The 25276-nt window shown below is 63.6% G+C and carries 20 protein-coding genes; 7 read left to right on the forward strand and 13 right to left on the reverse strand.

All coding sequences use genetic code 11. From position 1 onward, the window contains the following. Positions 1–85: 85 nt before the first annotated feature. Positions 86–1432, reverse strand: a complete 1347-nt coding sequence (pmbA, locus tag HU715_RS24845; protein ID WP_186710683.1) for a metalloprotease PmbA — start codon at positions 1430–1432, stop codon at positions 86–88. A 108-nt stretch (positions 1433–1540) separates the two neighbouring features. On the opposite strand from pmbA, the gene yjgA reads away from it, so the two are divergent. After that, positions 1541–2065: a ribosome biogenesis factor YjgA gene (gene yjgA / locus HU715_RS24850; RefSeq protein WP_014336624.1), complete on the forward strand. Its 525-nt coding sequence runs from the start codon at positions 1541–1543 to the stop codon at positions 2063–2065. Between the two features lie 153 nt (positions 2066–2218). Here the strand turns inward: yjgA and tldD are convergent, their stop codons facing one another. The 8 genes from tldD to mreB form a co-directional block, all read right to left on the reverse strand. Further along, positions 2219–3661 carry a metalloprotease TldD gene (gene tldD / locus HU715_RS24855; protein ID WP_186710681.1) on the reverse strand — a complete coding sequence of 481 codons (1443 nt, stop codon included), beginning with the start codon at positions 3659–3661 and terminating at the stop codon, positions 2219–2221. Positions 3662–3666: 5 nt separating this feature from the next. Further along, positions 3667–4530, reverse strand: coding sequence for a carbon-nitrogen hydrolase family protein (locus tag HU715_RS24860; protein ID WP_186710679.1), 864 nt, complete (start codon positions 4528–4530; stop codon positions 3667–3669). 139 nt (positions 4531–4669) lie between these two features. Next, positions 4670–8473 (reverse strand): YhdP family protein, encoded by a 3804-nt coding sequence (locus tag HU715_RS24865; protein WP_186710677.1) that lies wholly within the window; start codon positions 8471–8473, stop codon positions 4670–4672. A gap of 60 nt (positions 8474–8533) precedes the next feature. Then, positions 8534–9991: a ribonuclease G gene (gene rng / locus HU715_RS24870; protein WP_053118461.1), complete on the reverse strand. Its 1458-nt coding sequence runs from the start codon at positions 9989–9991 to the stop codon at positions 8534–8536. A gap of 56 nt (positions 9992–10047) precedes the next feature. Then, entirely contained in the window at positions 10048–10644 is a 597-nt protein-coding gene (locus HU715_RS24875; RefSeq protein ID WP_186710675.1) for a Maf family protein, read from the reverse strand. Positions 10645–10846: 202 nt separating this feature from the next. After that, complete coding sequence (gene mreD / locus HU715_RS24880) at positions 10847–11335, reverse strand: rod shape-determining protein MreD (RefSeq protein WP_003197820.1); 489 nt, start codon at positions 11333–11335, stop codon at positions 10847–10849. Continuing rightward, positions 11332–12474 (reverse strand): rod shape-determining protein MreC, encoded by a 1143-nt coding sequence (gene mreC / locus HU715_RS24885; protein WP_186710693.1) that lies wholly within the window; start codon positions 12472–12474, stop codon positions 11332–11334. Before mreC ends, mreD begins: the two co-directional genes overlap by 4 nt. 141 nt (positions 12475–12615) lie before the next feature. Further along, complete coding sequence (gene mreB / locus HU715_RS24890) at positions 12616–13653, reverse strand: rod shape-determining protein MreB (RefSeq protein ID WP_002555108.1); 1038 nt, start codon at positions 13651–13653, stop codon at positions 12616–12618. Between the two features lie 214 nt (positions 13654–13867). Here mreB and gatC point away from each other — a divergent pair, with 214 nt between their 5' ends. The 6 genes from gatC to HU715_RS24920 all read left to right on the forward strand — a co-directional run bounded on the left by gatC (position 13868) and on the right by HU715_RS24920 (position 19129). Further along, a complete protein-coding gene (gene gatC, locus HU715_RS24895; RefSeq protein WP_039592252.1) occupies positions 13868–14155 on the forward strand; it encodes an Asp-tRNA(Asn)/Glu-tRNA(Gln) amidotransferase subunit GatC in 288 nt (95 codons plus the stop codon). A gap of 16 nt (positions 14156–14171) precedes the next feature. Next, positions 14172–15623, forward strand: a complete 1452-nt coding sequence (gene gatA / locus HU715_RS24900; protein ID WP_186710673.1) for an Asp-tRNA(Asn)/Glu-tRNA(Gln) amidotransferase subunit GatA — start codon at positions 14172–14174, stop codon at positions 15621–15623. Between the two features lie 10 nt (positions 15624–15633). Further along, on the forward strand, positions 15634–17079 hold the full coding sequence (gene gatB, locus HU715_RS24905; protein WP_186710671.1) for an Asp-tRNA(Asn)/Glu-tRNA(Gln) amidotransferase subunit GatB: 1446 nt from the start codon (positions 15634–15636) through the stop codon (positions 17077–17079). A gap of 184 nt (positions 17080–17263) precedes the next feature. Next, complete coding sequence (locus HU715_RS24910) at positions 17264–17641, forward strand: septal ring lytic transglycosylase RlpA family protein (RefSeq protein WP_122568889.1); 378 nt, start codon at positions 17264–17266, stop codon at positions 17639–17641. Positions 17642–17690: 49 nt separating this feature from the next. Continuing rightward, entirely contained in the window at positions 17691–18752 is a 1062-nt protein-coding gene (locus HU715_RS24915; protein ID WP_186710691.1) for a calcium/sodium antiporter, read from the forward strand. Continuing rightward, positions 18749–19129 (forward strand): carboxymuconolactone decarboxylase family protein, encoded by a 381-nt coding sequence (locus tag HU715_RS24920; RefSeq protein ID WP_186710669.1) that lies wholly within the window; start codon positions 18749–18751, stop codon positions 19127–19129. Before HU715_RS24915 ends, HU715_RS24920 begins: the two co-directional genes overlap by 4 nt. A 143-nt stretch (positions 19130–19272) precedes the next feature. Here HU715_RS24920 and HU715_RS24925 read toward each other — a convergent pair whose 3' ends face one another. From HU715_RS24925 to HU715_RS24940, 4 genes are all read right to left on the reverse strand, one after another. After that, a complete protein-coding gene (locus HU715_RS24925) occupies positions 19273–20214 on the reverse strand; it encodes an AEC family transporter (protein ID WP_186710660.1) in 942 nt (313 codons plus the stop codon). Between the two features lie 583 nt (positions 20215–20797). Then, positions 20798–22351, reverse strand: a complete 1554-nt coding sequence (gene garD / locus HU715_RS24930) for a galactarate dehydratase (RefSeq protein WP_186710803.1) — start codon at positions 22349–22351, stop codon at positions 20798–20800. Positions 22352–22363: 12 nt separating this feature from the next. Beyond that, a complete protein-coding gene (locus tag HU715_RS24935) occupies positions 22364–23728 on the reverse strand; it encodes an MFS transporter (RefSeq protein WP_039592259.1) in 1365 nt (454 codons plus the stop codon). An 85-nt stretch (positions 23729–23813) separates the two neighbouring features. Further along, positions 23814–25259: an aldehyde dehydrogenase family protein gene (locus tag HU715_RS24940; RefSeq protein WP_186710801.1), complete on the reverse strand. Its 1446-nt coding sequence runs from the start codon at positions 25257–25259 to the stop codon at positions 23814–23816. Between the last annotated feature and the right edge of the window lie 17 nt (positions 25260–25276).

Consider the following 25276-nt stretch of genomic DNA (forward strand, 5'->3'; position numbering starts at 1 on the left):
AAAGCGCTCTCGCCACAGGATCGTCGGGCACAAAAAAGGCGCGTCACCCCCAGTGGATGACGCGCCTTTTTTACACGGTGAGGCGTTAGCTCCCCGCCACCATCATCCGCTCGATCAGCACCGAGCCGGTGCGGATGTTGCTGCGCAATTCCAGATCGTTGCCCACGGCCACGATCTGTTTGAACATGTCGCGCATGTTCCCGGCGATGGTCACTTCCTGGACCGGGAACTGGATCTCGCCGTTCTCGACCCAGAAACCCGCCGCGCCACGGGAATAATCCCCGGTGACCATGTTCAGGCCGTGGCCCATCAGTTCCGTCACCAGCAGGCCCCGACCCATGCGGCGCAGCAAGGCAGCCTGGTCTTCTTCGCCATGGGTCACGAACAGGTTATGCACGCCACCGGCATTGGCGGTGCTCGGCATGCCGAGCTTACGGCCCGAATAGGTGCCGAGGATGTAGGACACCAGTTCGCCGTTTTCCACGAACGGCTTGGCATAGGTGGCCAGGCCATCGCCATCGAACGCCGAACTGCCCATGGCCTGCATCAGATGCGGACGCTCGTCGATGGTCATCCATTCCGGGAACAGCTTCTGGCCCAGCGCGCCCTCGAGGAACGACGACTTGCGGTACAAGTTGCCGCCGGACACCGCTGACAAGAAGCTGCCGAACAGTCCACCGGCCAACTCGGCCGAAAACAGCACCGGCACTTCGCAGGTCGGCACCGGCCGCGCGCCCAGACGGCTGGCCGCCCGTTGCGCGGCTTTGCGGCCGATGCTCACCGGGTCCGCCAGCAAGGTGCCCTGGCGGCTCACGTCGTACCAGTAGTCGCGCTGCATCTGGCCGTCGGCTTCGGCGATCATCACGCAACTGAGGCTGTGACGGGTCGATGCATAACCGCCGATGAAACCGTGGCTGTTGCCGTAGACCCGGCAGCCCTGGTGGGTATTGAGCGTCGTGCCGTCGGCGTTCTTGATCCGGCTGTCGGCCTCGAATGCCGCCGCTTCGCAACGCAGTGCCTGCTCGATGGCCTGCTCTGGGGTGATGTCCCAGGCGTGGAACAGGTCGAAATCCTTCAGTTCCTTGCACATCAGCGCAGCATCGGCCAGGCCCGAAGCTTCGTCTTCGGAGGTGTGCTGGGCAATCGCCAGCGCGGCGGCGACGGTTTCGCGGATGGCGTCTGGGCCGCTGGCCGAGGTGCTGGCCGAGCCCTTGCGCTGGCCCACGTACAAGGTGATGCCAAACCCCTGGTCGCGATTGAACTCGACGGTTTCCACCTCGCGCTGGCGTACCGACGTCGACAGGCCCTGCTCCAGGGACACCGCCACTTCGCATGCACTGGCACCCTGGCGCTTGGCCTCGGCGAGGATCTGCTCGACCTGTTCCTGCAGTGCCGGCAATGCTTGCGGGCCGACGCTTTGAACTGCACTCATGGTGTTCTCCACTCAAATTCTGTTTTCGGTGATGGCCATCGAGCGACCGGGCCGGACAAGCGGCCCCCGACTGGTTATCATGGCGGCGTTTCTTTGCGGACTGCCACCATGGTTGATTCTTACGACGACTCCCTCTACGAGGGTGAAAAAAGCAAATCCCAGGTCAAACGCGAGCTGCATGCTCTGGTTGACCTCGGCGAGCGCCTGACAACACTCAAGCCTGACTTGCTGGCCAAACTGCCTTTGACCGACGCCTTGCGCCGGGCCCTGGCCGATGCGCCCAAGCACACCGCGAATATCGCGCGTAAACGGCACCTGCAATTCATCGGCAAACTGATGCGCGATCAGGACACTGACGCCATCCTGGTGCTGCTCGATCAACTCGATGCCTCCACCCGACAGTACAACGAACGTTTCCACAACCTGGAACGCTGGCGCGATCGCTTGATCGCAGGCGACGACGGCACCCTGGAAAAGTTCGTCATCGACTACCCGGAGGCCGATCGCCAGCAACTGCGCTCCCTGATCCGTCAGGCCCAGCACGAACTGGCGCAGAACAAGCCACCGGCCTCGAGCCGTAAAATCTTCAAGTACATCCGTGAGCTGGACGAGACTCAACGCGGCCTGCGTTGAGCTTCACCCGCTTCACGCCCCTCCACGGGGTGACTGTTACCGTGGCGAGGGAGCTTGCTCCCGCTGGGCTACGCAGTAGCCCAAATGCGGTTGCTACGCAACCGAGCGGGAGCAAGCTCCCTCGCCACGACTCAAGCAAGTCCCCGAATGTCTTCAAGCGCCCGTGCCACCCACGGTAATCGCATCGATCTTCAGGGTCGGCTGGCCGACGCCCACCGGCACCGATTGCCCGTCCTTGCCGCACGTACCCACCCCGCTGTCCAGCGACAGGTCGTTACCCACCATCGACACCTTGCTCATCGCCTCCGGCCCGTTGCCGATCAGGGTCGCGCCCTTGACCGGTGCGGTGATCTTGCCGTCTTCGATCAGGTAGGCCTCGCTGGTGGAGAACACGAATTTGCCGCTGGTGATGTCCACTTGGCCACCGCCGAGGTTGGCGCAATAAATGCCTTTTTTCACCGAGGCGATGATCTCCGCCGGATCGCTCTGGCCACCCAGCATGTAGGTGTTGGTCATGCGCGGCATCGGCAGGTGTGCATAAGACTCACGGCGACCGTTGCCGGTGCGGGCCACACCCATCAATCGGGCGTTGAGCTTGTCCTGCATGTAGCCCTTGAGCACACCGTTTTCGATCAGCGTGGTGCATTCGGTCGGTGTGCCTTCATCGTCGACGCTCAGGGAGCCACGACGCCCGGCCAGGGTGCCGTCATCGACAATGGTGCAGAGCTTCGAGGCGACCATTTCCCCCATGCGCCCACTGTAGGCCGAGCTGCCCTTGCGGTTGAAGTCGCCTTCCAGGCCGTGGCCCACCGCTTCGTGCAACAGCACGCCGGACCAGCCGGAGCCGAGCACCACGGGTAATGTACCGGCCGGGGCCGGGATGGCTTCGAGGTTGACCAACGCCTGGCGCAGCGCTTCGCGGGCATAGCCCATGGCGCGGTCTTCACTGAGGAAATAACGGTAGTCGGTGCGCCCGCCACCGCCATGGCCGCCGCGCTCGCGACGGCCGTTCTGCTCGACGATCACACTGACGTTGAAACGAACCAATGGCCGCACGTCCGCCGCCAGGCCACCGTCGGTGGAGGCCACCAGGATCCGTTCCCAGACCCCGGCCATGCTGACCGACACTTGCTGGATACGCGGGTCGAGGGCGCGGGTGGCGACGTCGATGCGCTTGAGCAGCTCGACTTTTTCGGCGCGGCTCATGACTTCCAGCGGGTTGTCCGGGGCATAGAGCTGCGCCACGTCCTGGCTGCTGAATGCCTGGACCGTGCCGTTCTGCCCGGCCCGGGAGATCGAGCGGGCCGCACGGGCCGCTGCGCCGAGGGCTTCGAGGGTGATGGCGTTGCTGTAGGCAAAACCGGTTTTTTCGCCGGACTGGGCACGCACGCCCACGCCCTGGTCGAGGTTGAAACTGCCCTCCTTGACGATGCCGTCTTCCAGCGACCAGGACTCGGAGATCTGGCCTTGGAAATACAGGTCGGCGGCATCGATACCCGGGCCGGCCAGGTCGCCCAGCACGCCTTGCAGGCTTTCGAGGGTCACGCCGCCGGGGGCTAAAAGGTGTTCACTGACTGAGGACAACAACCCGCTCATATGTTTTACGCCTTGAATTCGTCGTCTTGGACAGGCCGCTGTCGAGCGCCCTGCGAGAAAAAGCGCCGATGGCTGGCCACCGGCATGCGCGCCCTGATGGACGCCTGTTCGCTGCTGTCGCGCTCGGCCACCAGTACGGCCTCGCCTTGATCCTGTTGCGCCAGCACGCGGCCCCACGGGTCGACAATCGCGGCATGGCCAAAGGTTTCCCGAGGCCCCGGATGCACGCCACCCTGGGCGGCCGCCAGCACATAGCACTGGGTCTCGATGGCCCGGGCGCGGATCAGCACGTCCCAATGGGCCGCGCCGGTCACCGCGGTAAACGCCGACGGTGCCGTGATCAGCTCGGCCCCGGCAGCGCGTAGTTCGCTGTAGAGCTCCGGGAACCGCAAGTCATAACAGACCGTCAGGCCAACGCGGCCGACGGGGGTATCGGCCACCACCACGTTGGCACCATAAGCATAGTCATCCGATTCCCGATAACGCCCGCGATTGTCCGCCACGTCCACATCGAACAGGTGCAGCTTGTCGTAGCGCGCCACGATCTGGCCCTGGTCATCGACCAGCAACGAACAGGCATGGGACCGGCCCTCGGGCTGGTCCTTGGGTGGCAACGGCAGCGTACCGGCCACAATCCATAACTTGAGGTCACGGGCGGCCTGTTTCAACCAGGGCAGGATCGGTCCCTGACCAAAGGCTTCGGCACGCCCGATGTCGGCCACGTCCCGCCGCCCCATCGCCGCGAAATTCTCCGGCAGCACCGCCAGCCTCGCACCGCCAGCGGCAGCCTGCTCCAGCAGCACCCGGGCACGGGCCAGGTTGGCGAGCACATCGCTTTGGCTGACCATTTGAATCACGGCGACTGGCATGGTACTTCCCTCACTTCTCGTATCACTCACCTGTGGGAGCGGGCTTGCTCGCGAAGGCGGTATGTCTGTCACATCAATATTGACTGTGCCGACGCTTTCGCGAGCAAGCCCGCTCCCACAGGGGATTCGCGCCAACTCGTCAAAACGGCTTGTCAAAGGTGATCTTCGGCTCTTTCCACGGCCCCTTGACGTCGTATCTTACGCTGGCAAAGCGCGCCACGCGGTCACCGATTAGCTTGTCGATCAGAAACAGCGCCCCACCCACCGCCGGCGCGCCAACGATCAGCGCGGCAATCGGCAGGTTGTTGGTCACCGGAAGCGTCACCAACAGCTTGGCGTCGACCCGGTCGGCCACCATGTCCAGCGTGCCGTTGAGTTCCAGGTTGCTCGACGGCCCGGTCAGGGTAATGGGTTCGCGGGTCACGTACACCCCGTCGCTCGCCACCAGCAGCCCCTTGACCCGGTCGTAGCTCAAGCCCTTGCCGAACAGGTCGGAGAAGTCCAGGCGCAAGCGTCGACCGATGGAGTTGAAGTTCAGCAGGCCAAACACCCGTAACGCCCGGGCGCTGCCTTCGACTTCGACGAACTGGCCCTTGCTCAACGACGCGTCGAGGCTGCCGGAAAAGCGCTTGGTGGCGACCCATGCTGGCGAGCCCGGCCAACGGCCATCGACATCCAGGCGGAACGCCTGGCTGGTCACGCTTGGCGCAAACCCCCAGCCCTTGAGCACATCGCCCAGGTTCTTGCCGCTGATCCGGCCCTTGTACCAACTGCTGGTGGCACCGGGCACGCCTTCCCAGCCGCCACTGCCGTTCAACACCATGCCCTTGAGGCCCATGTCCAAGTTGTTCAGCGCGATACCCTTGGCGGTCGGTCGCACTTTCAACGACCACGCGCCGATCAGATCGGGGCCCTGGAACAGTTGGTCGATGGCGATATCCATGGCCGGGATCTTGCCGGGATCGACCGAGGCCAGCGGGTCCGGCGCATTTTCATCCGCCTGGACCGTCGGGTCTGTGGCCGGCAGGCGAACGTAATCAAGCTTGATACCAATCGGTGCGGCCTTGGCGTCCGGCAGGTTGACGTTGCCCTTGGCCTGCTGGCTGGCGAGCTGCAAGGCCCAGGCGTCCGGCTTGCGGTCCAGTTGCACCGAGGCTTGGTCGAGGGTAGTGCCCATGGCCGTGAGTTTGCCGACGGTGAGGTCGACGCTGCTGAGCAGTTGCTTGGCACTGCCGCCTGGGTCGTGGCCGGCGTACTTGTTCACCAGGTCCTGCCAGGGGCTGACGTCCAGTTCCGGCAACGTGCCACGCAGCCGCAGGCCCTTGGCGCCCGGCAACACCGCATCGCCGGCGCCCAGCAACAATTCGCCGCGACCGTCAGCGACTTTCCCGCTTGGCGCGGCGTACGTGAAGCTGGCGAGGTCGCCATAGTCGGCCCAATAACGCCGCTCCGGCCCTTGCAAGGTCATGCGAAACACCGTGTCACGCCCGACGTCGGCGGCCATGCCGAAGGGGGCCGGCAGGTCGATGGCCACGCCCTTGAGGCTGGAACTGACCGACAACTGGCTGTCGGCGCCGTCGAGGATCACTTGTAACTGGTAGGGCACGACGCCGGAGACCGGCAGCGGTTGGGTGACATTCAGCCAACTGGTGAGTTTCTTGACCTCCACTTGCCCAGACGCGGTGACCCGCGTATTGAGCGCACCAGCACGGCCCTCGGCGAAAATCTGCGCGGTCACGGGGCGGTCGAATGCCCGGGCACTGATGCCCTTGCCGCTCAGGCCCTTGTGGCTGTCGAAGCGGAAATCACCCTTGAGCTGGGTCAGCTCCAACGCCGGTTCGCTGAGTTTGAGCCGGGCCTTGTCGGTGGCGAAATCCACCTGGATCTTCGGCTGCTCGCCTTTGACCAGCGGGATATCGAGCTTCACGCTGCCGTTCAGGTCGCCCTCGCCTTCCCAGCCGGCGAACGTCTCCGCCGTACCGATGGGCGCGGTCTGGAGGATTTTCAGGCCGTCGCCCAGCCCGCCGGCGAACCCGCCGTCCAGCAGCAGATGGGAACTCTGCCCGGTCGGTACGTGGGGAATGTTCACCGAAATATCCCTGACCTGAGTATCGAGCAACTGCCCTTGGCTGGCGAAGATGCGCACGCCGCTGTCTTCGACGAAGACATCGCCGCTGACCTTGCTGACCGAAGGCCAGCCCGGCTGGAACGCCAGCTCGGCGTCATGCACCTTGAAAAACAGACTGATGCTGCGGTCCGCGTCCCCGGCACCTTTGTTCAACGAGCCTTGGTACTGGAAAAAACCCTCGTCCACCGCGCCCTTGACGATGGCCGTGCGCAGCCACTCATCCAGCGCCGGGCTGAGCACAGCCGGCAGGTACTTGGCGGTGTAGCGCCCATCGCCGTCCACCAGGCCGACCCGCAGGTCCATGTAGTCCTCCTGGCTATGGTCGAAATGCAGGCGGATCAGGAAGTCGCCAGCAATCCGGCCCTCCTCGCCCAGCACTTTCAGGTACGGCGCGATCAGGGTGAAGCCTTGCTTGTCGAGCTTCCAGGTCAGCCGGGCGTTGGCTTGCAGGTACTGCCAGGGCTTGGCGAAGATCGGGTCCAGGTGCAGGGAAAAGTCCTTGCTGTCCATGCGCAGCTCGCCGCCGCCCAGGTCGCCGCTCAGGCTCCCGGAGACGTTGCGCGCCGCCGGGGCGCCGCGATAGGCATTGAAACCGACAGTGTCCAGGTTGGTGGCGAAGCTGATTTTCTGGGCGCCGGTGTTCTGCGGCCGATAGTCCAACAGCACGTTGCGCAGGGCGCCGGTCACCTTGAGCCGGTCAATCGTCGTGGCCAGGCCTTCGGGCAAAGGCGCCAGGGCGTTGAGCAACGGCGTAAGCGGAGTCAGGTCCAGGCGATCGGCCTGCAGGTGCCAACGCTCCTCGGCCTGCTCGGTGGCGGCGCTTTGTTGCAGTTGCAGGTGCGATTCCCAGCGGGTTTCGCCCAGGTTCATCGCCAGGGAGTCGAAGGTCGCGGTGAACCCTTGGCTGCCGCGCTGGAAGTACGCATTGAGGGCCAGGTTGTGGATCTGCACCGGCTTGCGCTCGCCATAGGCGCCGTCGAGCTGCGGCGCGTTCAGGCGCATGGCCGCGCTTTGCACCGTGCCCTCGCCCCAACTGAGCCAGAATTCGCCGCCGGCCTGGATCCGGGAAAAATTCCATTGCTGGGTCAGGCGCTTCGGCAGCCATTTGGACCAGTCGCTTTGCGGCAGGCTCAAGTAGGCGTCGGCCTGGCCATTCTTCCAGTCGCTGGCGCGCAGGCGAGTGCGCAGGTTGATCGCCACCGGCTGGCCGTCGGGCAGGGTCAGGCGTGCGTCCAGGCGCTGGCGGGAGGCGCCGGTGCGCAGGCTCAAGCCGACGTAGGTCAGGGTCAGTGGGGGCTGCTCGACGGGTTGCAAGGTCACCTGGCTATCGAGCACCGAGAGCCTTGAAACCATTTGCATGCGTTCGAGCAATTGCTGCGGATCGAGGGGCTGATCGTCCTTCACCGGCAGGCCTTCCAGGGCCCACTTGCCGTCGGCGCCTTCCTTGAGGCTGATCTTCAGGCCGCTGACTTCCAGGTGGGCGATGCGCACCTGCCGCGCCAACACGCTGTCCCACAGGCCGGGCACGGCCCGCACCTGATCCAGGTGCAAGGCGTTGGGGCCCTCGCCAACCACCACGTCGCGCGCCGCCACGATCGGCGCCAGGGCGTCCCAACTGCCGTCGAGACTGCCGATGTGCACGGGCATGCCCATGGCCGCGCCGGCGCGGGCCTCGACCTCGGCGCGGTATTCGGCCACCAGCGGGACCAGCTCGCGACCGAGGCTGACGTACAACGCCAGCAGCACCAGCAGCAGCGCGCAAAGCCCCAAGCCCCAACGAGTCAGCGTCGCGATCAAGCGTGTCAGACGCTCCATGTCAGTGGGCTCCCCTGGCAAAGACAATCAAATCCGCGGGCCCGCCGCTTCCCAAGCTCTTCAGAGCAACACCACGTCGTATTGTTCCTGGGAGTACATGGTTTCGACCTGGAAGCGAATCGTGCGTCCGATAAACGCTTCCAGCTCCGCGACATTGCCTGACTCCTCATCGAGCAGACGGTCCACCACTTTCTGGTTCGCCAACACTCTATAACCGGTCGCCTGGTAGGCGCGCGCCTCCCGGAGGATTTCCCGGAAGATTTCGTAACACACGGTTTCCGGGGTCTTCAGCTTGCCGCGCCCCTGGCAACTGCTGCACGGCTCGCACAGCACCTGCTCGAGGCTTTCGCGGGTACGCTTGCGGGTCATCTGCACCAGGCCCAGTTCGGTGATGCCGATGATGTTGGTCTTGGCGTGATCGCGTTCGAGTTGTTTTTCCAGGGTCCGCAGTACCTGGCGCTGATGCTCTTCATCTTCCATGTCGATGAAGTCAATGATGATGATCCCCCCCAGGTTGCGCAGGCGCAGTTGCCGGGCGATGGCCGTGGCGGCTTCCAGGTTGGTCTTGAAGATGGTTTCTTCCAGGTTGCGGTGGCCGACGAACGCCCCGGTGTTGACGTCGATGGTGCTCATGGCTTCGGCTGGATCGACCACCAGGTACCCGCCCGACTTGAGCGGCACCTTGCGCTCCAGGGCCTTCTGGATTTCGTCCTCGACGCCGTACAGATCGAAAATCGGCCGCTCGCCAGGGTAATGCTCGAGACGGTCGGCGATCTCCGGCATCAGTTCGGCGACGAACTGGGTGGTTTTCTGGAAGGTTTCCCGGGAATCGATGCGGATCTTCTCGATCTTGGGGCTGACCAGGTCACGCAAGGTTCGCAGCGCCAGGCCCAGGTCTTCGTAGATCACGCTGGGGGTGGCGATGGTCTTGATCTGCGCGGCGATCTGGTCCCAGAGCCTTCGCAGGTAACGGATGTCCATGAGGATCTCATCGGCCCCGGCCCCTTCAGCGGCGGTGCGCAGGATGAAGCCACCGGTTTCCTTGATGCCCTCTTTTTCCACGCAGTCGCTGACCACCTGCTTGAGGCGCTCGCGCTCGGCTTCGTCTTCGATCTTCAAGGAAATACCCACATGGGCGGTACGCGGCATGTACACCAGGTAGCGCGACGGGATCGACAGTTGCGTGGTCAGGCGCGCGCCCTTGGAGCCGATGGGATCCTTGGTGACCTGCACCACCAGGCTCTGGCCTTCATGCACCAGCGCGCTGATGCTCTCCACGGCCGGCCCTTCGCGCATGGAGATTTCCGAGGCGTGGATAAATGCCGCGCGGTCCAGGCCGATGTCGACGAAGGCCGCCTGCATGCCCGGCAGCACCCGCACGACCTTGCCCTTGTAGATGTTGCCGACGATGCCACGTTTTTGCGTGCGCTCGACGTGAACCTCTTGCAACACGCCGTTTTCAACCACCGCCACGCGCGATTCCATCGGCGTGATGTTGATCAGGATCTCTTCACTCATGGCAGGGTCTCGTTCAGGCATGTTCACGATAATGGCCGCATCAAGTCGGACGGCGCTCAGCGCACGCTCAAGGTTTGCCAACAGGGTATGCCGAAATGGCCCAGCAGTTCTGCGGTTTCGCACAGCGGCAGGCCGACCACGGCCGAATAACTGCCTTCCAGCCCGGCGACGAACACCGCGCCCAGCCCTTGGATACCATAGCCGCCCGCCTTGTCCCGGGGTTCGCCGCTGGCCCAATAGGCCAGCGCTTCCTGCTCGGTAATGGGTCGGAAACGCACCCGGCTGCGCACCACCCGGGACTCGCAGCGCAAGCCGTCCAGCACGGCAATGGCGGTCAGCACCTCATGCTCGCGACCGGACAGGCTCAGCAGCATCGACAAAGCGTCGGCCTGGTCCATGGGCTTGCCGAGAATCCGCCCCTCCAGCACCACGGCGGTGTCCGCCCCGAGCACGCAGCCATCCACACCGGGTTGCAGCGCACGTAGCCCAGCCTCGGCCTTGCCACGCGCCAGACGCTCGACATAGGCCGATGGGGTTTCGTGGTCCAGGGGAGTTTCGTCGATGTCCGCGCCGACGGCGGTAAAGGGCACGCCAATCTGCGTGAGCAGCTCACGCCGACGCGGCGAGCCTGAGGCGAGGTAAAGCGGTTTCATCAAGACATCTCCCTAACGCGACCGGCTTTTGTGGCGAGGGGATTTATCCCCGTTGGGCTGCGCAGCAGTCCTAAAGCAGTGAACTCAATCTTCCTGGCACACCTAGTTGCCTGGCTTGGGGCTGCTACGCAGCCCAGCGGGGATAAATCCCCTCGCCACAGGGATGTAAGTCATCAAAAAAAGTGTCGATATCCTGCGCGAATCAGTTGATTTTGAAACGCAGGCGCAGGCCACGCAAACCGAAGCTGACCCATGGCCAGAGCAACGCGCTGACCAGGGCTGGCAAGACCAGCGCCAGGGTCGGCTGGCGATTGCCGGTCAGTGCGCTGAGCCACAGCTGCACCAGTTGCGCCAGGCCGAAGATCACCAGGATCACCAGGCATTGCTGCCACATGGGGAACATCCGCAGGCGTTGTTGCAGCGACAGCACCAGGAACGTGATCAGCGTCAGGATCAATGCGTTCTGCCCCAGCAACGTGCCGTAGAGCACGTCCTCGGCCAGGCCCAGGCACCAGGCGGTGACCATGCCGACCTTGTGGGGCAAGGCCAGCGCCCAGAAGGCCAGCAACAAGGCCAGCCACAGGGGACGCAGGATTTCCATGAACTGCGGCAGCGGCGAAACGCTGAGCAACAGGCCGATGGCGAAGGTCAGCCAGACCATCCAGCCGTTACCGGATTGGGTACTGCTCATTCTTCTCGTGCTCCCCTGGGCGCCGGTGAAGCGGCGGGTGTCGAGGCCGGTGGTCGAGCCGCAGGTCTGGCAGGCTGGGACGCCGGGGCGTGGGTGGCTGGCCTGGCGGGTGCCGCGGCAGGCGTGGCGGGTGCGGTCGACGGTGTGGTGGCCGGTGCGCTCGTAGCGGGTGTTGCCGCTTGAGGCTTGGGCACCGTGGCCGGCGCAGCGGGTGCAGGCGCGGGCGCAACCGGCGTAACCGGCGTAACCGACTCGCCGCCCTGCCGGTCCTGGGCTTCCTGGGCCACGGCGGCGTCGTTGGCGCGCTCTTCGGGCGTACGGTTGTCGCTGAAGACCAGCAGCAGATAGCGGCTGCGATTCAATGCTGCCGTCGGCACCGCGCGGACGATCGCGAACGGCTGGCCGGAGTCATGGATGACTTCCTTGACCGTCGCCACCGGGTACCCGGCCGGGAAACGCTGGCCGAGGCCGGAGCTGACCAGCAGGTCGCCTTCCTTGATGTCGGCGGTGTCGGCTACGTGCCGCAGCTCCAGGCGTTCCGGGTTGCCGGTACCACTGGCAATCGCCCGCAGGCCGTTGCGGTTGACCTGTACTGGGATGCTGTGGGTAGTGTCGGTCAGCAGCAGCACCCGCGAGGTGTAGGGCATCAACTCCACCACCTGCCCCATCAGGCCCCGGGCATCGAGCACCGGCTGGCCGAGGACCACGCCGTCGCGCTCGCCTTTATTGATCAGGATGCGGTGGGTGAACGGATTGGGGTCCATGCCGATCAACTCGGCCACTTCGACCTTTTCGTTGACCAGCGCGGACGAGTTGAGCAACTCGCGCAGCCGCACGTTCTGCTCGGTGAGGGCCGCCAGTTTCTGCATGCGCCCCTGCAACAGCAGGTTTTCGGTCTTGAGTTTTTCGTTTTCGGCGACCAGTTCGGTCCGGCTGCCAAACTGGCTGGCGACACCTTGCCACAAGCGCTGCGGCAGGTCGGTGATCCAATAGGATTCCATCAACACCAGCGACATCTGGCTGCGTACAGGCTTGAGCAGCGTGAAGCGGGCATCGACCACCATCAGCGCGACCGATAGCACGGTCAGCACCAGCAGGCGCACGCCCAATGAGGGGCCTTTGGCGAAAAGCGGTTTAATAGGCCGCTCCTCCCAGGCAAATGTTTTCTTTATTCATACGGCATCAAACCGGCCTGGATACGAATGACAGAAGATAAACGCCAACGGGCAGCACTGCAAAGTGCTGCCCGGGCGCAAACAACATAGACCACTCAGCCAGACTTATTCGCTGGAGAGCAGGTCCATGGTGTGCTTGTCCATCATTTCCAGCGCACGGCCACCGCCGCGGGCAACGCAGGTCAACGGGTCTTCGGCAACGATCACCGGCAGGCCGGTTTCCTGGGCCAGCAGCTTGTCGAGGTCACGCAACAGCGCGCCACCACCGGTCAGCACCAGGCCGCGCTCGGCGATGTCCGAGGCCAGCTCCGGCGGCGACTGCTCCAGGGCGCTCTTGACGGCCTGGACGATGGTCGCCAACGACTCTTGCAGCGCTTCGAGCACTTCGTTGGAATTGAGGGTGAAGGCCCGTGGAACGCCTTCGGCCAGGTTGCGACCGCGTACGTCGACTTCCCGTACTTCACCGCCCGGGTAGGCCGTGCCGATTTCCTGCTTGATGCGTTCGGCGGTGGATTCGCCGATCAGGCTGCCGTAGTTGCGACGCACATAGGTGATGATCGCTTCGTCGAAACGGTCGCCGCCCACACGTACGGATTCGGCGTAGACCACACCGTTGAGGGAGATCAGCGCGATTTCAGTGGTACCGCCACCGATGTCGACGACCATCGAGCCGCGAGCTTCTTCCACCGGCAGGCCGGCACCGATGGCAGCGGCCATCGGTTCTTCGATCAGGAACACTTCGCGAGCACCGGCACCGAGGGCCGATTCACGGATGGCACGACGCTCTACCTGGGTGGACTTGCATGGCACGCAGATCAGCACACGAGGGCTGGGCTGCAGGAAACTGTTTTCGTGAACCTTGTTGATGAAGTACTGCAGCATCTTTTCGCAGACGCTGAAGTCGGCGATCACGCCGTCCTTCATGGGGCGAATGGCTGCGATGTTGCCCGGTGTACGGCCCAGCATGCGCTTGGCTTCCGTACCGACAGCCACGACACTCTTCTGGTTACCGTGGGTGCGGATGGCCACGACCGAGGGTTCATTCAGGACGATACCGCGCTCGCGCACGTAAATAAGGGTGTTGGCAGTGCCCAGGTCGATGGAAAGATCGCTGGAAAACATGCCACGCAGTTTCTTGAACATGGGAAAGGGACCCTAGGCAACGCGTGGGTAAAAAAGTGCGGCAAACTCTAACAACGACAGGGATTTTGGGCAAGGCGCCAATATGTTAAATTGGCCGCTTTTCTGTGCACCAAACACCGAGATCGCGGCCGTAGGACCGTAGAAATGCGGTAGTGTTCCGACAATCTAACACACGGACAGACTGCGTCCGTTTTGTTTTCCACTGGAGAATCCCATGGCGCTTGAACGCTCCGACGTGGAAAAAATCGCTCATCTGGCCTGTCTGGGCCTCAATGAAGCCGATCTTCCACACATCACTTCTGCCCTGAACAGCATTCTAGGGCTGGTCGACGAGATGCAGGCGGTCGATACCGACGGCATAGAACCGCTGGCCCACCCACTGGAAGCCAGTCAGCGCCTGCGCGCCGACGTCGTGACCGAGTCCAATAATCGCGAGGCCTACCAGTCCATCGCGCCAGCGGTCGAAAACGGCCTGTACCTGGTTCCGAAAGTCATCGACTAAAGGGAAAGAGCCTCTCATGCATCACATGACCCTGGCCGAGATCGCCCGCGGACTCGCCGATAAAAAGTTTTCCTCTGAAGAGCTGACCCAAGTCCTGCTGGCGCGCATCGCCCAGCTCGACCCGCAGCTCAACAGTTTCATCAGCCTCACCGAAGAACTGGCCCTGAGCCAGGCCAAGGCCGCCGACGCCCGGCGCGCCAACGGTGAGACCGGTGCCCTGCTCGGTGCGCCGATTGCCCACAAGGACTTGTTCTGCACCCAAGGCATCCGCACCAGCTGCGGCTCGAAGATGCTCGACAATTTCAAGGCCCCGTACGATGCCACCGTGGTCGCCAAGCTGGCCGCCGCCGGCACCGTGACCCTGGGCAAGACCAACATGGACGAATTCGCCATGGGCTCGGCCAACGAGTCGAGCTACTACGGCGCGGTGAAGAACCCGTGGAACCTGGAGCACGTACCGGGCGGCTCGTCCGGCGGTTCCGCCGCCGCCGTGGCCGCGCGCCTGTTGCCAGCCGCCACCGCCACCGACACCGGCGGCTCGATCCGCCAGCCGGCGGCGTTCACCAACCTCACCGGCCTGAAGCCGACCTACGGTCGCGTTTCGCGCTGGGGCATGATCGCCTACGCCTCCAGCCTCGACCAGGGCGGCCCACTGGCGCGCACCGCCGAAGACTGCGCGATCCTGCTGCAAGGCATGGCCGGCTTCGACCCGAACGACTCCACCAGCATCGATGAGCCCGTGCCGGACTACAGCGCCAGCCTCAACGGCTCGCTGCAGGGCCTGCGCATCGGCGTGCCGAAGGAATACTTCAGCGCCGGTCTCGACCCACGCATCGCCGAGCTGGTCCACAACAGCGTCAAGGAGCTGGAGAAGCTCGGCGCGGTCATCAAGGAGATCAGCCTGCCGAACATGCAGCACGCCATTCCGGCGTACTACGTGATCGCCCCGGCGGAAGCGTCCTCGAACCTGTCGCGTTTCGACGGCGTGCGCTTCGGCCATCGCTGCGAGAACCCGGAAAACCTGATCGACCTGTACAAGCGCTCCCGTGGCGAAGGCTTCGGCGCCGAAGTGCAACGCCGGATCATGGTCGGCGCCTACGCGTTGTCCGCCGGTTACTACGATGCCTATTACCTCAAGGCGCAGAAAATCCGCCGCCTGGTGAAGAACGACTTCATGACCGCCTTCAACGAGGTCGACATCATCCTCGGCCCGACCACGCCGAACCCGGCCTGGAAACTCGGCGCCAAGAACAGCGACCCGGTCGCCGAGTACCTGGAAGACGTCTACACCATCACCGCCAACCTCGCCGGCTTGCCGGGCCTGTCCATGCCGGCCGGTTTCGTCGATGGCCTGCCGGTGGGCGTGCAGTTGCTCGCGCCGTATTTCCAGGAAGGCCGCCTGCTCAACGTGGCGCACCAGTACCAGCTCAATACCGACTGGCACACCCGCACCCCAACCGGCTTCTGAGGAGAAACACATGCAATGGGAAGTCGTGATCGGGCTGGAGATTCATACCCAGCTCACCACCCGGTCGAAAATCTTTTCCGGTAGCTCCACCACATTCGGTTCCGAGCCCAATACCCAGGCCAGCCTGGTGGACCTGGGTATGCCCGGCGTGCTGCCGGTGCTCAACGCCGAAGCGGTGCGCATGGCGGTGATGTTCGGCCTGGCGATTGACGCCGAGATCGGCCAGCACAACGTGTTCGCCCGCAAGAACTACTTCTACCCGGACCTGCCCAAGGGCTACCAGATCAGCCAGATGGAGCTGCCGATCGTCGGCAAGGGCCACCTGGACATCGCCCTGGAAGATGGAACGGTCAAGCGCGTCGGTATCACCCGGGCGCACCTGGAGGAAGACGCCGGCAAGAGCCTGCACGAAGAATTCAACGGTGCTACCGGCATCGACCTGAACCGTGCCGGCACGCCGCTGCTGGAAATCGTCTCCGAGCCAGACATGCGCAGCGCCAAGGAAGCCGTGGCCTACGTCAAGGCGATCCATGCCCTGGTGCGCTACTTGGGCATCTGCGATGGCAACATGGCCGAGGGCTCGCTGCGCTGCGATTGCAACGTGTCGATCCGTCCAAAAGGCCAGGCCGAATTCGGCACCCGCTGCGAGATCAAGAACGTCAACTCGTTCCGCTTCATCGAGAAGGCGATCAACAGCGAGATCCAGCGCCAGATCGAACTGATCGAGGACGGCGGCAAGGTCATCCAGCAGACCCGCCTGTACGACCCGAACAAGGACGAGACCCGTCCGATGCGCAGCAAGGAAGAAGCCAACGACTACCGTTACTTCCCCGACCCGGACCTGCTGCCAGTGGTCATCGAGGATTCGTTCCTCAATGAAGTGCGCGCCACACTGCCGGAGCTGCCGCCGCAGAAACGCGAGCGCTTCCAGGCGCAGTTCGGGCTGTCGAGCTATGACGCCAACGTCCTGGCCACCAGCCGCGAACAGGCCGATTACTTCGAGAAAGTCGTGAGCATCGGTGGCGACGCCAAGCTGGCGGCCAACTGGGTGATGGTCGAGTTGGGCAGTCTGTTGAACAAGCAGGGCCTGGAAATCGATGAGTCGCCGGTTTCCGCCGAGCAATTGGGCGGCATGCTGGTGCGGATCAAGGACAACACCATTTCCGGCAAGATCGCCAAGATGGTGTTCGAAGCCATGGCCAATGGTGAAGGCAGCGCCGACGAGATCATCGAGAAGCGCGGCTTGAAGCAGGTCACCGACACCGGCGCGATTTCCGCCGTGCTCGATGAAATGCTCGCGGCCAACGCCGAGCAAGTCGAACAGTACCGCGCGGCAGACGAAGCCAAGCGCGGCAAGATGTTCGGCTTCTTCGTCGGCCAGGCCATGAAAGCCTCCAAGGGCAAGGCCAACCCGCAACAGGTCAACGAACTGCTCAAAAGCAAGCTCGAAGGCTGATGGCCATGGAGCCAGTCTTCCAATCTGGCTCAATCCCCTGTGGCGAGGGAGCTTGCTCCCGCTGGGTCGCGAAGCGGCCCCCAACAATCTGCTGCCAGATTCAGGGGGCTGCTGCGCAGCCCAGCGGGAGCAAGCTCCCTCGCCACAATAATTTTCACAACCACACTGATGTGGAATCCCTCACATGAAGCGTCTCCTCGGCGCCTGCGCCCTGCTGTCCCTGTTGGCCGGTTGCGCCAGCCAGAGCGGGACGGTCGATCCACACGGCTACGACCAGACCGGCGTCGCTTCTTATTACGGCGCCCGGCACCATGGCAAGCGCACCGCCAGCGGCGAGCGTTTCAACCAGCATGGCCTGACCGCCGCCCATCGCCAGTTGCCGTTCGGCACCCGGGTGAAAGTCACCAACCTGAAAAACAACGACAGCGTCGTGGTCCGCATCAACGACCGCGGCCCGTATACTCGTGGCCGTTTGATCGACGTGTCCCGCGAAGCCGCCGAGCAACTGGGCATGTTGCGCAGCGGCACTGCCCGGGTGCGTGTGCAAGCCCTCGACGACTGATAGACGGAGCCCGGCCATTTCCCTACTCACCGCCCTACCGCTGCTCAGCCTGATCGAGTTGTTCGGCGCCCTGCTATTGCTGATCGGCGGCGCCGAACTGTTGGTGCGCGCCGCCGTGGGCCTGGCGGCACGCCTGCAGGTACGGCCGCTGATCATCGGCCTGACTGTCGTCGCGTTCGGCAGCAGCGCGCCACAAATGGCCGTCAGCCTGCAGGCGACCCTGGCGCAAAACGCCGACATCGCCGTGGGCAGTGTGATCGGCAGCAGCATCTTCAACATCCTCGTCACGCTGGGGCTGTCGGCGCTGATCATTCCGTTGCGCGTCTCGCGCCAGTTGGTGCGCCTGGACATCCCGTTGATGATCGGCGCCAGCCTGCTGGTGTTCGTGCTGGCATTGAATGAAGAACTGACCCGCCTGGATGGCGCCTGGCTGCTGCTGGCCCTGGCGGTGTACCTCGGGCTGTTGTTGCGCCAGTCCCGGCATTCGGCGCGGCCGCACCCGGTGGGCGGCGACGTGGCCCACATGTCCTGGGTCAAGAGTGTGCTGATGATTGCAGCGGGCCTGACCATGCTGATCTTCGCCGGCCACCTGTTGCTGGGCGCGGCAGTGGAAGTGGCGACGGACCTCGGCCTTTCGGAGCGCATCATCGGCCTGACCATCGTCGCCGTCAGCACCTCGCTGCCGGAGCTCGCCACCTCGTTGATCGCCGCCCTGCGCGGCCAGCGGGACATTGCGGTGGGCAACGTGATCGGCAGCAACCTGTTCAACCTGCTGGGTGTGCTCGGCGTGACCGCCCTGGCCGCGCCCACGCCACTGTCGGTGTCGCCGAATGCCCTGGATTTCGACCTGCCGGTGATGCTCGGCGTGGCGGTGCTCTGCCTGCCGGTGTTCTATTCAGGCTACCGCGTCACCCGTGCCGAAGGCTTGCTGTTGCTGGGCTTGTACGCGGTCTACGGGCTGCACGTGGTGTCGTTCACCACCGGCATGCCCCTGGCCGGCCAACTGGAACGACTGATGCTGTTCTACGTGCTGCCGGCCCTGCTCGCGTTTTTGCTGTTCACCTCCCTGCGCGCCTGGCGCCGCCAACACCACAAGAGGGATTTGCCATGACCGACACTCCAAAGACCGGCCTCGACATGCGCCGCCAAGTGATGGGCGATGCGTTCGTCGACCGCGCCCTGGGCAATGCCACCGACTTCACCCAGCCGCTGCAGGATTTCGTCAATGAGCACGCCTGGGGCAGCGTCTGGAGCCGCGAAGGCCTGCCGCTGAAGACCCGCAGCCTGATCACCCTCGCCGCCCTCACTGCCCTCAAGTGCCCGCAGGAACTAAAGGGCCACGTGCGCGGCGCGCTGAACAATGGCTGCACCGTGGAAGAGATCCGCGAGGCGTTGCTGCATTGCGCGGTGTACGCGGGCGTGCCGGCGGCGATCGATGCGTTTCGGGCGGCGCAGGAAGTGATCGATAGCTACCAGAAACCTGAGTGAAGGCCCAAGCCTTGCGGTGACAGGCCAGGCCTCTTCGCGAGCAAGCCCGCTCCCACATTGACTGCGTTCTTCCATGGAAATGCGATCGAATGTGGGAGCGGGCTTGCTCGCGAATGGAACGAAAGAGCGCTGCAAATCCGAGGCTAGATCCACCCACCCCACTGCAACACAAAGATCCCCAGGTTGGTGGTAATCGCCGCCATCAAGGTGGTGATGACGATGATCGCCGCCGCCAGCTCATGGTTGCCATCGGCCGCCCGGGCCATGACGAAACTGGCCGCCGCGGTGGGGCTGCCGAAGTACAGGAAGAGAATCCCCAGTTCCGCCCCGCGAAAGCCCCAGAGCCACGCACCGAGGGTGGTCACCAGCGGCAGGCCGACCATTTTCACCAGGCTCGAACTCAGGGCCATCTTGCCGCTCTTGCGCAGGGCCGCCAGGGACAGCGTGCCGCCGATGCAGATCAGCGCCAGGGGCAAGGTCATTTGTGACAGGTATTTGGCCGAGGTCTCGAACCAGTTCGGCAGGCCGATCTGCCAATAGGCGAACGGCGCGGCGGCGATCACGCTGATGATCAGCGGGTTGCTGATCACGCTTTTGCAGATGCTCCACGGATCGGACTTGATCACCGGGCTGTAGACCGCCAGCACGATGGTCGACAAGGTGTTGTAGAACAAGATCACCAGCGCCGCGAGAATCGACCCCAGGGAAATCCCGTAGTCGCCATACATGCTCGCCGCCAGCGCCAGGCCGATCACACCGTTGTTGCCGCGAAACGCGCCCTGGGTGTAGATGCCGCGGTCTTCGCGCGGGCAACGCCAGATGGCCCAGCCCCAGGCCATTGCAAAGCTCACCAGGGTGGCAATGGAGAAATAAATCAGCAGGTCAGGCTGCAACGCCGCGTGCAGGTCGGCGTGCAGGATGCCAAGGAACAACAGCGCCGGCATGGTGACGTTGAACACCAGGGACGAGGCGATGTGGATGAAGTTGTCGTTGATCCAGTCGATGCGCTTGAGCAGCGTCCCCAGAAACAGCATGGCGAACACCGGCGCGGTGACGTTCAGGGTTTCGAGGAAAATTGCCAGCATGCCGGGGACCTTGAGAAGGGTGTCGTTAGGTGGCTAATGATAAGCCACTCACGGCATGGGCGTCTGGTCGAGCCTCTTCGCGAGCAGGCTCGCTCCCACATTTATTCTGCGCTGAACACAAAATCCACATTCACTCCACATCCCCCTGTGGGAGCGGGCTTGCTCGCGAAGACGGCAGCACATCCAACATCAATGCCAACTGAACCACCGCTTTCGCGAGCAGGCTCGCTCCCACACTGGTTCTCCTGCGATCGCAAAACCCACACTCCCCCCACATCCCTGTGGGAGCGAGCCTGCTCGCGAAGGCGGCGGCACATCCACCACCAATGCCAGCTGAACCACCGCTTTCGCGAGCAAGCCCGCTCCCACACTGGTTCTCCTGCGATCGCAAAATCCACATTCACCCCCACATCCTTGTGGGAGCGAGCCTGCTCGCGAAGGCGGCGGCACATCCACCACCAATGCCAGCTGAACCACCGCTTTCGCGAGCAAGCCCGCTCCCACACTGGTTCTCCTGCGATCGCAAAACCCACACTCCCCCCACATCCCTGTGGGAGCGAGCCTGCTCGCGATCAGCGCCGGATCAGGTAATCGGCGCTGGGTTGAACAACGTGATGTCGTTGTACAGCTTGTGCCGCTCGGCCCAGGTCTGTTTCTTGCCGCTGGCCACGTCCAGGTAGTAGTGAAACAACTCCCAACCCAGTTCCTCGATGGTCGCCCGTCCAGTGGCGATGCGGCCGGCGTCGATGTCGATCAGGTCCGGCCAGCGCTGGGCCAGTTCGGTACGGGTCGAGACTTTCACCACCGGCGCCATCGCCAGGCCATAAGGCGTGCCCCGGCCGGTGGTGAACACATGCAAGTTCATCCCCGCCGCCAGTTGCAACGTGCCGCAGACAAAATCGCTGGCCGGTGTGGCGCAGAAAATCAGGCCCTTTTGCTTGAAGCGCTCGCCCGGGCCAAGCACGCCGTTGATTGCGCTGCTGCCGGACTTGACGATCGAGCCCAGGGACTTCTCGACGATGTTCGACAACCCACCCTTCTTGTTGCCCGGCGTGGTGTTGGCACTGCGATCAGCCTCGCCCTTGGCCAGGTAACGGTCGTACCAGTCCATTTCCCGTACCAGCTCCTGGGCGACTTCCTCGGTTTGCGCCCGGGAGGTCAGCAGGTAGATCGCGTCGCGCACTTCGGTGACTTCGGAAAACATCACCGTCGCGCCAGCCCGCAGCAACAGGTCCGAGGCATAACCCAGGGCCGGGTTGGCGGTGATACCGGAAAACGCATCGCTGCCGCCGCATTGCATGCCCAGGATCAGCTCGGAGGCGGGCACGGTTTCGCGGCGACGCTGGTCGAGTTTCTTCAGGCGGGTCTCGGCCAATTCCATGATCTGCTCGATCATTTCCGTGAAGCCGTGACTGGAATCCTGCAAGCGATACAACCACGGCTCGCTGAGGTCCACCGAGCTGTCGCCTTCATGCATCACCTGCCCGGCCTGCAATTTCTCGCAGCCCAGGCTGATCACCAGCGCCTCGCCCCCCAGGTTCGGGTTGCGCGCCAGGTTGCGCACGGTGCGAATCGGGATGTAGGCATCGGTGGCGGTGATCGCCACGCCACAGCCATAGCTGTGGGTCAGCGCCACCACGTCATCGACGTTCGGGTACTTGGGCAACAGTTCGTCCTTGATGCGCTTGACCGCATGGTCCAGCACACCGGTCACGCACTGCACCGTGGTGGTGATGCCCAGGATGTTGCGCGTGCCGACGGTGCCGTCGGCGTTGCGGTAACCTTCGAAGGTGTAGCCCTCCAGCGGCGCATCGGCCGCCGGCACGTCGGTGGACAGCGGCAAGCTGTCCAGCGGCGGTGCGGTGGGCATGCGCAACTGGTCTTCCTTGACCCAGCTGCCACGAGGGATCGGTTGCAGCGCGTAGCCGATGACCTGGCCGTAGCGAATCACCTCGCCGCCCTCGGGAATGTCCACCAAGGTGACTTTGTGGCTCTGCGGCACGAAGTCGACGGTGACCAGGCCGTCCGGGAATTCGGTCCCGGCCGGTACGCCCTGGTCGTTGACAACAATCACCACGTTGTCGCGCTCGTGCAGGCGGATGTAACGGGGCGAATCGGCATGTTCAATCAGATTCATGGACGCCATTCCTCAGGATTTGGCTTCAGACAGGCTGGAGAGGTCGGCTTCCTTGGCCGCTGGCTCCTTGAGCACCACACGCTTGATCGGGCCCACGATGACCAAGTAGCTGAACACCGCCATCAACGCGTTGCAACCGACGAACACCAGTGCCCATTTGAACGAGCCTGTGGAGCTGATGATGTAGCCAATGACAATCGGCGTGGTGATCGACGCCAGGTTGCCGAAGGTGTTGAACAGGCCGCCGCTCAAGCCGGCAATCTGTTTCGGCGAGGTGTCGGACACCACCGCCCAGCCCAAGGCACCGACGCCTTTACCGAAGAACGCCAGGGCCATGAAGCCCACCACCATCCATTCGATGTCGACGTAGTTGCACGCCACGATGCTGCTCGATACCAGCAAACCGGCGATGATCGGCGCCTTGCGGGCAAAGGTCAGCGAGTGGCCCTTGCGCAGCAGGTAGTCGGAAATCACCCCGCCGAGGACGCCACCGATAAACCCGCAGATGGCCGGCAAGGAGGCGATGAAACCGGCCTTGAGGATGGTCATGCCGCGTTCCTGGACCAGGTACACCGGGAACCAGGTCAGGAAGAAGTAGGTAATACCGTTGATGCAGTATTGGCCCAGGTATACGCCGAGCATCATGCGGTTGGTCAGCAGTTGGCGAATGTAATCCCACTTCGGACCGTCGGCTTTCTTTTCCTTGCCCTTGTCCTGGTCCATGTCGACCATCGCGCCGTTGGACGCGATGTGATTGAACTCGGCCTCGTTGATCATCGGGTGTTGGCGCGGACTGTAGATCACTTTCAGCCAGACCAGCGAGAACACGATGCCGATCACGCCCATCACGATGAACACGTGCTGCCAGCCGAAGCGGTAGACGATCCAGCCCATCAGCGGTGCGAACAACACGGTGGCGAAATATTGCGCCGAGTTGAAGATCGCCGAGGCGGTACCGCGTTCAGCGGTGGGGAACCAGGCGGCGACGATCCGGGCGTTGCCCGGGAACGAAGGCGCTTCGGCCAGCCCGACCAGAAAGCGCAGCATGAACAGCGCAACCACGGCCGTGGACATGCCGAATTCACCGACATAACCCTGCAGCACGGTGAACAGCGACCAGGTGAAAATGCTCAAGGCATAGATTTTCTTCGACCCGAAACGGTCGAGCAACCAGCCGCCAGGAATCTGCCCGGCCACGTAGGCCCAGCCGAAGGCGGAGAAGATATAACCGAGGGTGACGGCGTCGATGCCGAGGTCTTTTTGCAGGCTGGAACCCGCGATCGCGATGGTGGCACGGTCGGCGTAGTTGATCGTTGTCACCAAAAACAGCATGAGCAGGATCAAATAGCGGACGTGCGTCGGCTTGGTCTCTTGCATGTAATCTACTTCCACTATTTATTTTTATGCGGGAAATCAAATTGTACGGTCGGCGCCGGAGCCCGGCGCCGACCGGTGTTGCGTATTACGAGCCGATGTAGGAGGTCTTCACCACGGTGTAGAACTCTTGCGCGTAGCGGCCTTGCTCACGCGAACCGTAGGACGAACCTTTGCGCCCGCCGAACGGCACGTGGTAATCCACGCCGGCGGTGGGCAGGTTGACCATCACCATGCCCGCCTGGGAATGGCGCTTGAAGTGGTTGGCGTATTTCAACGAGGTGGTGGCGATACCGGCCGACAAACCGAACTCGGTGTCGTTGGCCATCGCCAGCGCCGCCTCGTAGTCGGCCACGCGCACGACGTTGGCCACCGGGCCGAAGATCTCCTCGCGGCTGATGCGCATCGAGGCTTCGCTGTCGGCGAACAGGGTCGGTGCCAGGAAATAACCTTCGGTGTCGCACGTCACCAGGCCGCCACCGCTGACCAGCCGCGCACCTTCGCTCTGGCCAATGTCGATGTACTTCAAATCCTGGCTGAGCTGGGCTTCGGAAACCACCGGGCCGATGTCAGTGCCGGCCTTCAACGCATGACCGACCTTGATCGACTGCATGCGCTCGGCCATGGCCGCGACGAACTTGTCATGGATGCCGGCGGTGACGATCAGGCGGCTCGACGCGGTGCAACGCTGGCCGGTGGAGTAGAACGCGCTCTGCACCGCCAGTTCGACGGCCTGCTTGAGGTCGGCGTCGTCGAGGATGATCTGCGGGTTCTTGCCGCCCATTTCCAACTGCACCTTGGCCTGGCGCGCCACGCAGTTGACGGCGATCTGCCGGCCTACGCCCACGGAACCGGTGAAGCTGATGCCGTCGACTTTCGGGCTGTTGACCAGGATGTCACCGACCACACGGCCGCTGCCCATCACCAGGTTGAACGCACCGGCCGGGAAACCGGCGCGGGAAATGATCTCGGCCAGGGCCCAGGCGCAGCCCGGTACCAACTCGGCGGGCTTGATCACCACGCAGTTGCCGTAGGCCAGGGCCGGGGCGATTTTCCACGCGGGAATGGCGATCGGGAAGTTCCACGGGGTGATCAGGCCAACCACGCCGAGGGCTTCGCGGGTCACTTCGACGTTGACGCCCGGGCGCACCGATGGCACGTAGTCGCCAGACAGGCGCAGGCATTCACCGGCGAAGAATTTGAAAATGTTGCCGGCGCGGGTCACTTCGCCGATGGCTTCGGGCAGGGTCTTGCCCTCTTCCCGGGCCAGCAGTTGGCCGAGTTCTTCACGGCGGGCGAGGATCTCGGTGCCGACTTTGTCCAGCGCATCATGGCGGGCCTGGATGCCCGAGGTCGACCAGGCCGGGAACGCGGCGCGGGCGGCTTCGATGGCGGCGTTGACTTGCGCTGCGTCAGCCTTGGCGTATTCACCGATGACATCGGACAAGTCAGACGGGTTGATGTTGGTGCAATAGTCAGCACCGGCCACCCACTCACCGTTGATGTAGTTATCGAAACGCTTTGCATCTGCCACGGAGCTTCTCCTCTCAC

The sequence above is a fragment of the Pseudomonas zanjanensis genome (assembly GCF_014268745.2).
GTDB lineage: Bacteria > Pseudomonadota > Gammaproteobacteria > Pseudomonadales > Pseudomonadaceae > Aquipseudomonas > Aquipseudomonas zanjanensis.

Excerpts from the sequence above, each read along its gene's own strand:
- rng (WP_053118461.1), bottom strand. The coding sequence starts at position 9,991 with ATGAGTGAAGAGATCCTGATCAACATCACGCCGATGGAATCGCGCGTG.
- HU715_RS24920 (WP_186710669.1), top strand. The coding sequence starts at position 18,749 with ATGACCGACACTCCAAAGACCGGCCTCGACATGCGCCGCCAAGTGATG.
- HU715_RS24925 (WP_186710660.1), bottom strand. The coding sequence starts at position 20,214 with ATGCTGGCAATTTTCCTCGAAACCCTGAACGTCACCGCGCCGGTGTTC.
- garD (WP_186710803.1), bottom strand. The coding sequence starts at position 22,351 with ATGAATCTGATTGAACATGCCGATTCGCCCCGTTACATCCGCCTGCAC.
- gatB (WP_186710671.1), top strand. The coding sequence starts at position 15,634 with ATGCAATGGGAAGTCGTGATCGGGCTGGAGATTCATACCCAGCTCACC.
- HU715_RS24910 (WP_122568889.1), top strand. The coding sequence starts at position 17,264 with ATGAAGCGTCTCCTCGGCGCCTGCGCCCTGCTGTCCCTGTTGGCCGGT.
- pmbA (WP_186710683.1), bottom strand. The coding sequence starts at position 1,432 with ATGAGTGCAGTTCAAAGCGTCGGCCCGCAAGCATTGCCGGCACTGCAG.
- gatA (WP_186710673.1), top strand. The coding sequence starts at position 14,172 with ATGCATCACATGACCCTGGCCGAGATCGCCCGCGGACTCGCCGATAAA.
- yjgA (WP_014336624.1), top strand. The coding sequence starts at position 1,541 with ATGGTTGATTCTTACGACGACTCCCTCTACGAGGGTGAAAAAAGCAAA.
- gatC (WP_039592252.1), top strand. The coding sequence starts at position 13,868 with ATGGCGCTTGAACGCTCCGACGTGGAAAAAATCGCTCATCTGGCCTGT.
- mreB (WP_002555108.1), bottom strand. The coding sequence starts at position 13,653 with ATGTTCAAGAAACTGCGTGGCATGTTTTCCAGCGATCTTTCCATCGAC.
- HU715_RS24865 (WP_186710677.1), bottom strand. The coding sequence starts at position 8,473 with ATGGAGCGTCTGACACGCTTGATCGCGACGCTGACTCGTTGGGGCTTG.
- HU715_RS24875 (WP_186710675.1), bottom strand. The coding sequence starts at position 10,644 with ATGAAACCGCTTTACCTCGCCTCAGGCTCGCCGCGTCGGCGTGAGCTG.
- HU715_RS24935 (WP_039592259.1), bottom strand. The coding sequence starts at position 23,728 with ATGCAAGAGACCAAGCCGACGCACGTCCGCTATTTGATCCTGCTCATG.
- mreD (WP_003197820.1), bottom strand. The coding sequence starts at position 11,335 with ATGAGCAGTACCCAATCCGGTAACGGCTGGATGGTCTGGCTGACCTTC.
- HU715_RS24860 (WP_186710679.1), bottom strand. The coding sequence starts at position 4,530 with ATGCCAGTCGCCGTGATTCAAATGGTCAGCCAAAGCGATGTGCTCGCC.
- tldD (WP_186710681.1), bottom strand. The coding sequence starts at position 3,661 with ATGAGCGGGTTGTTGTCCTCAGTCAGTGAACACCTTTTAGCCCCCGGC.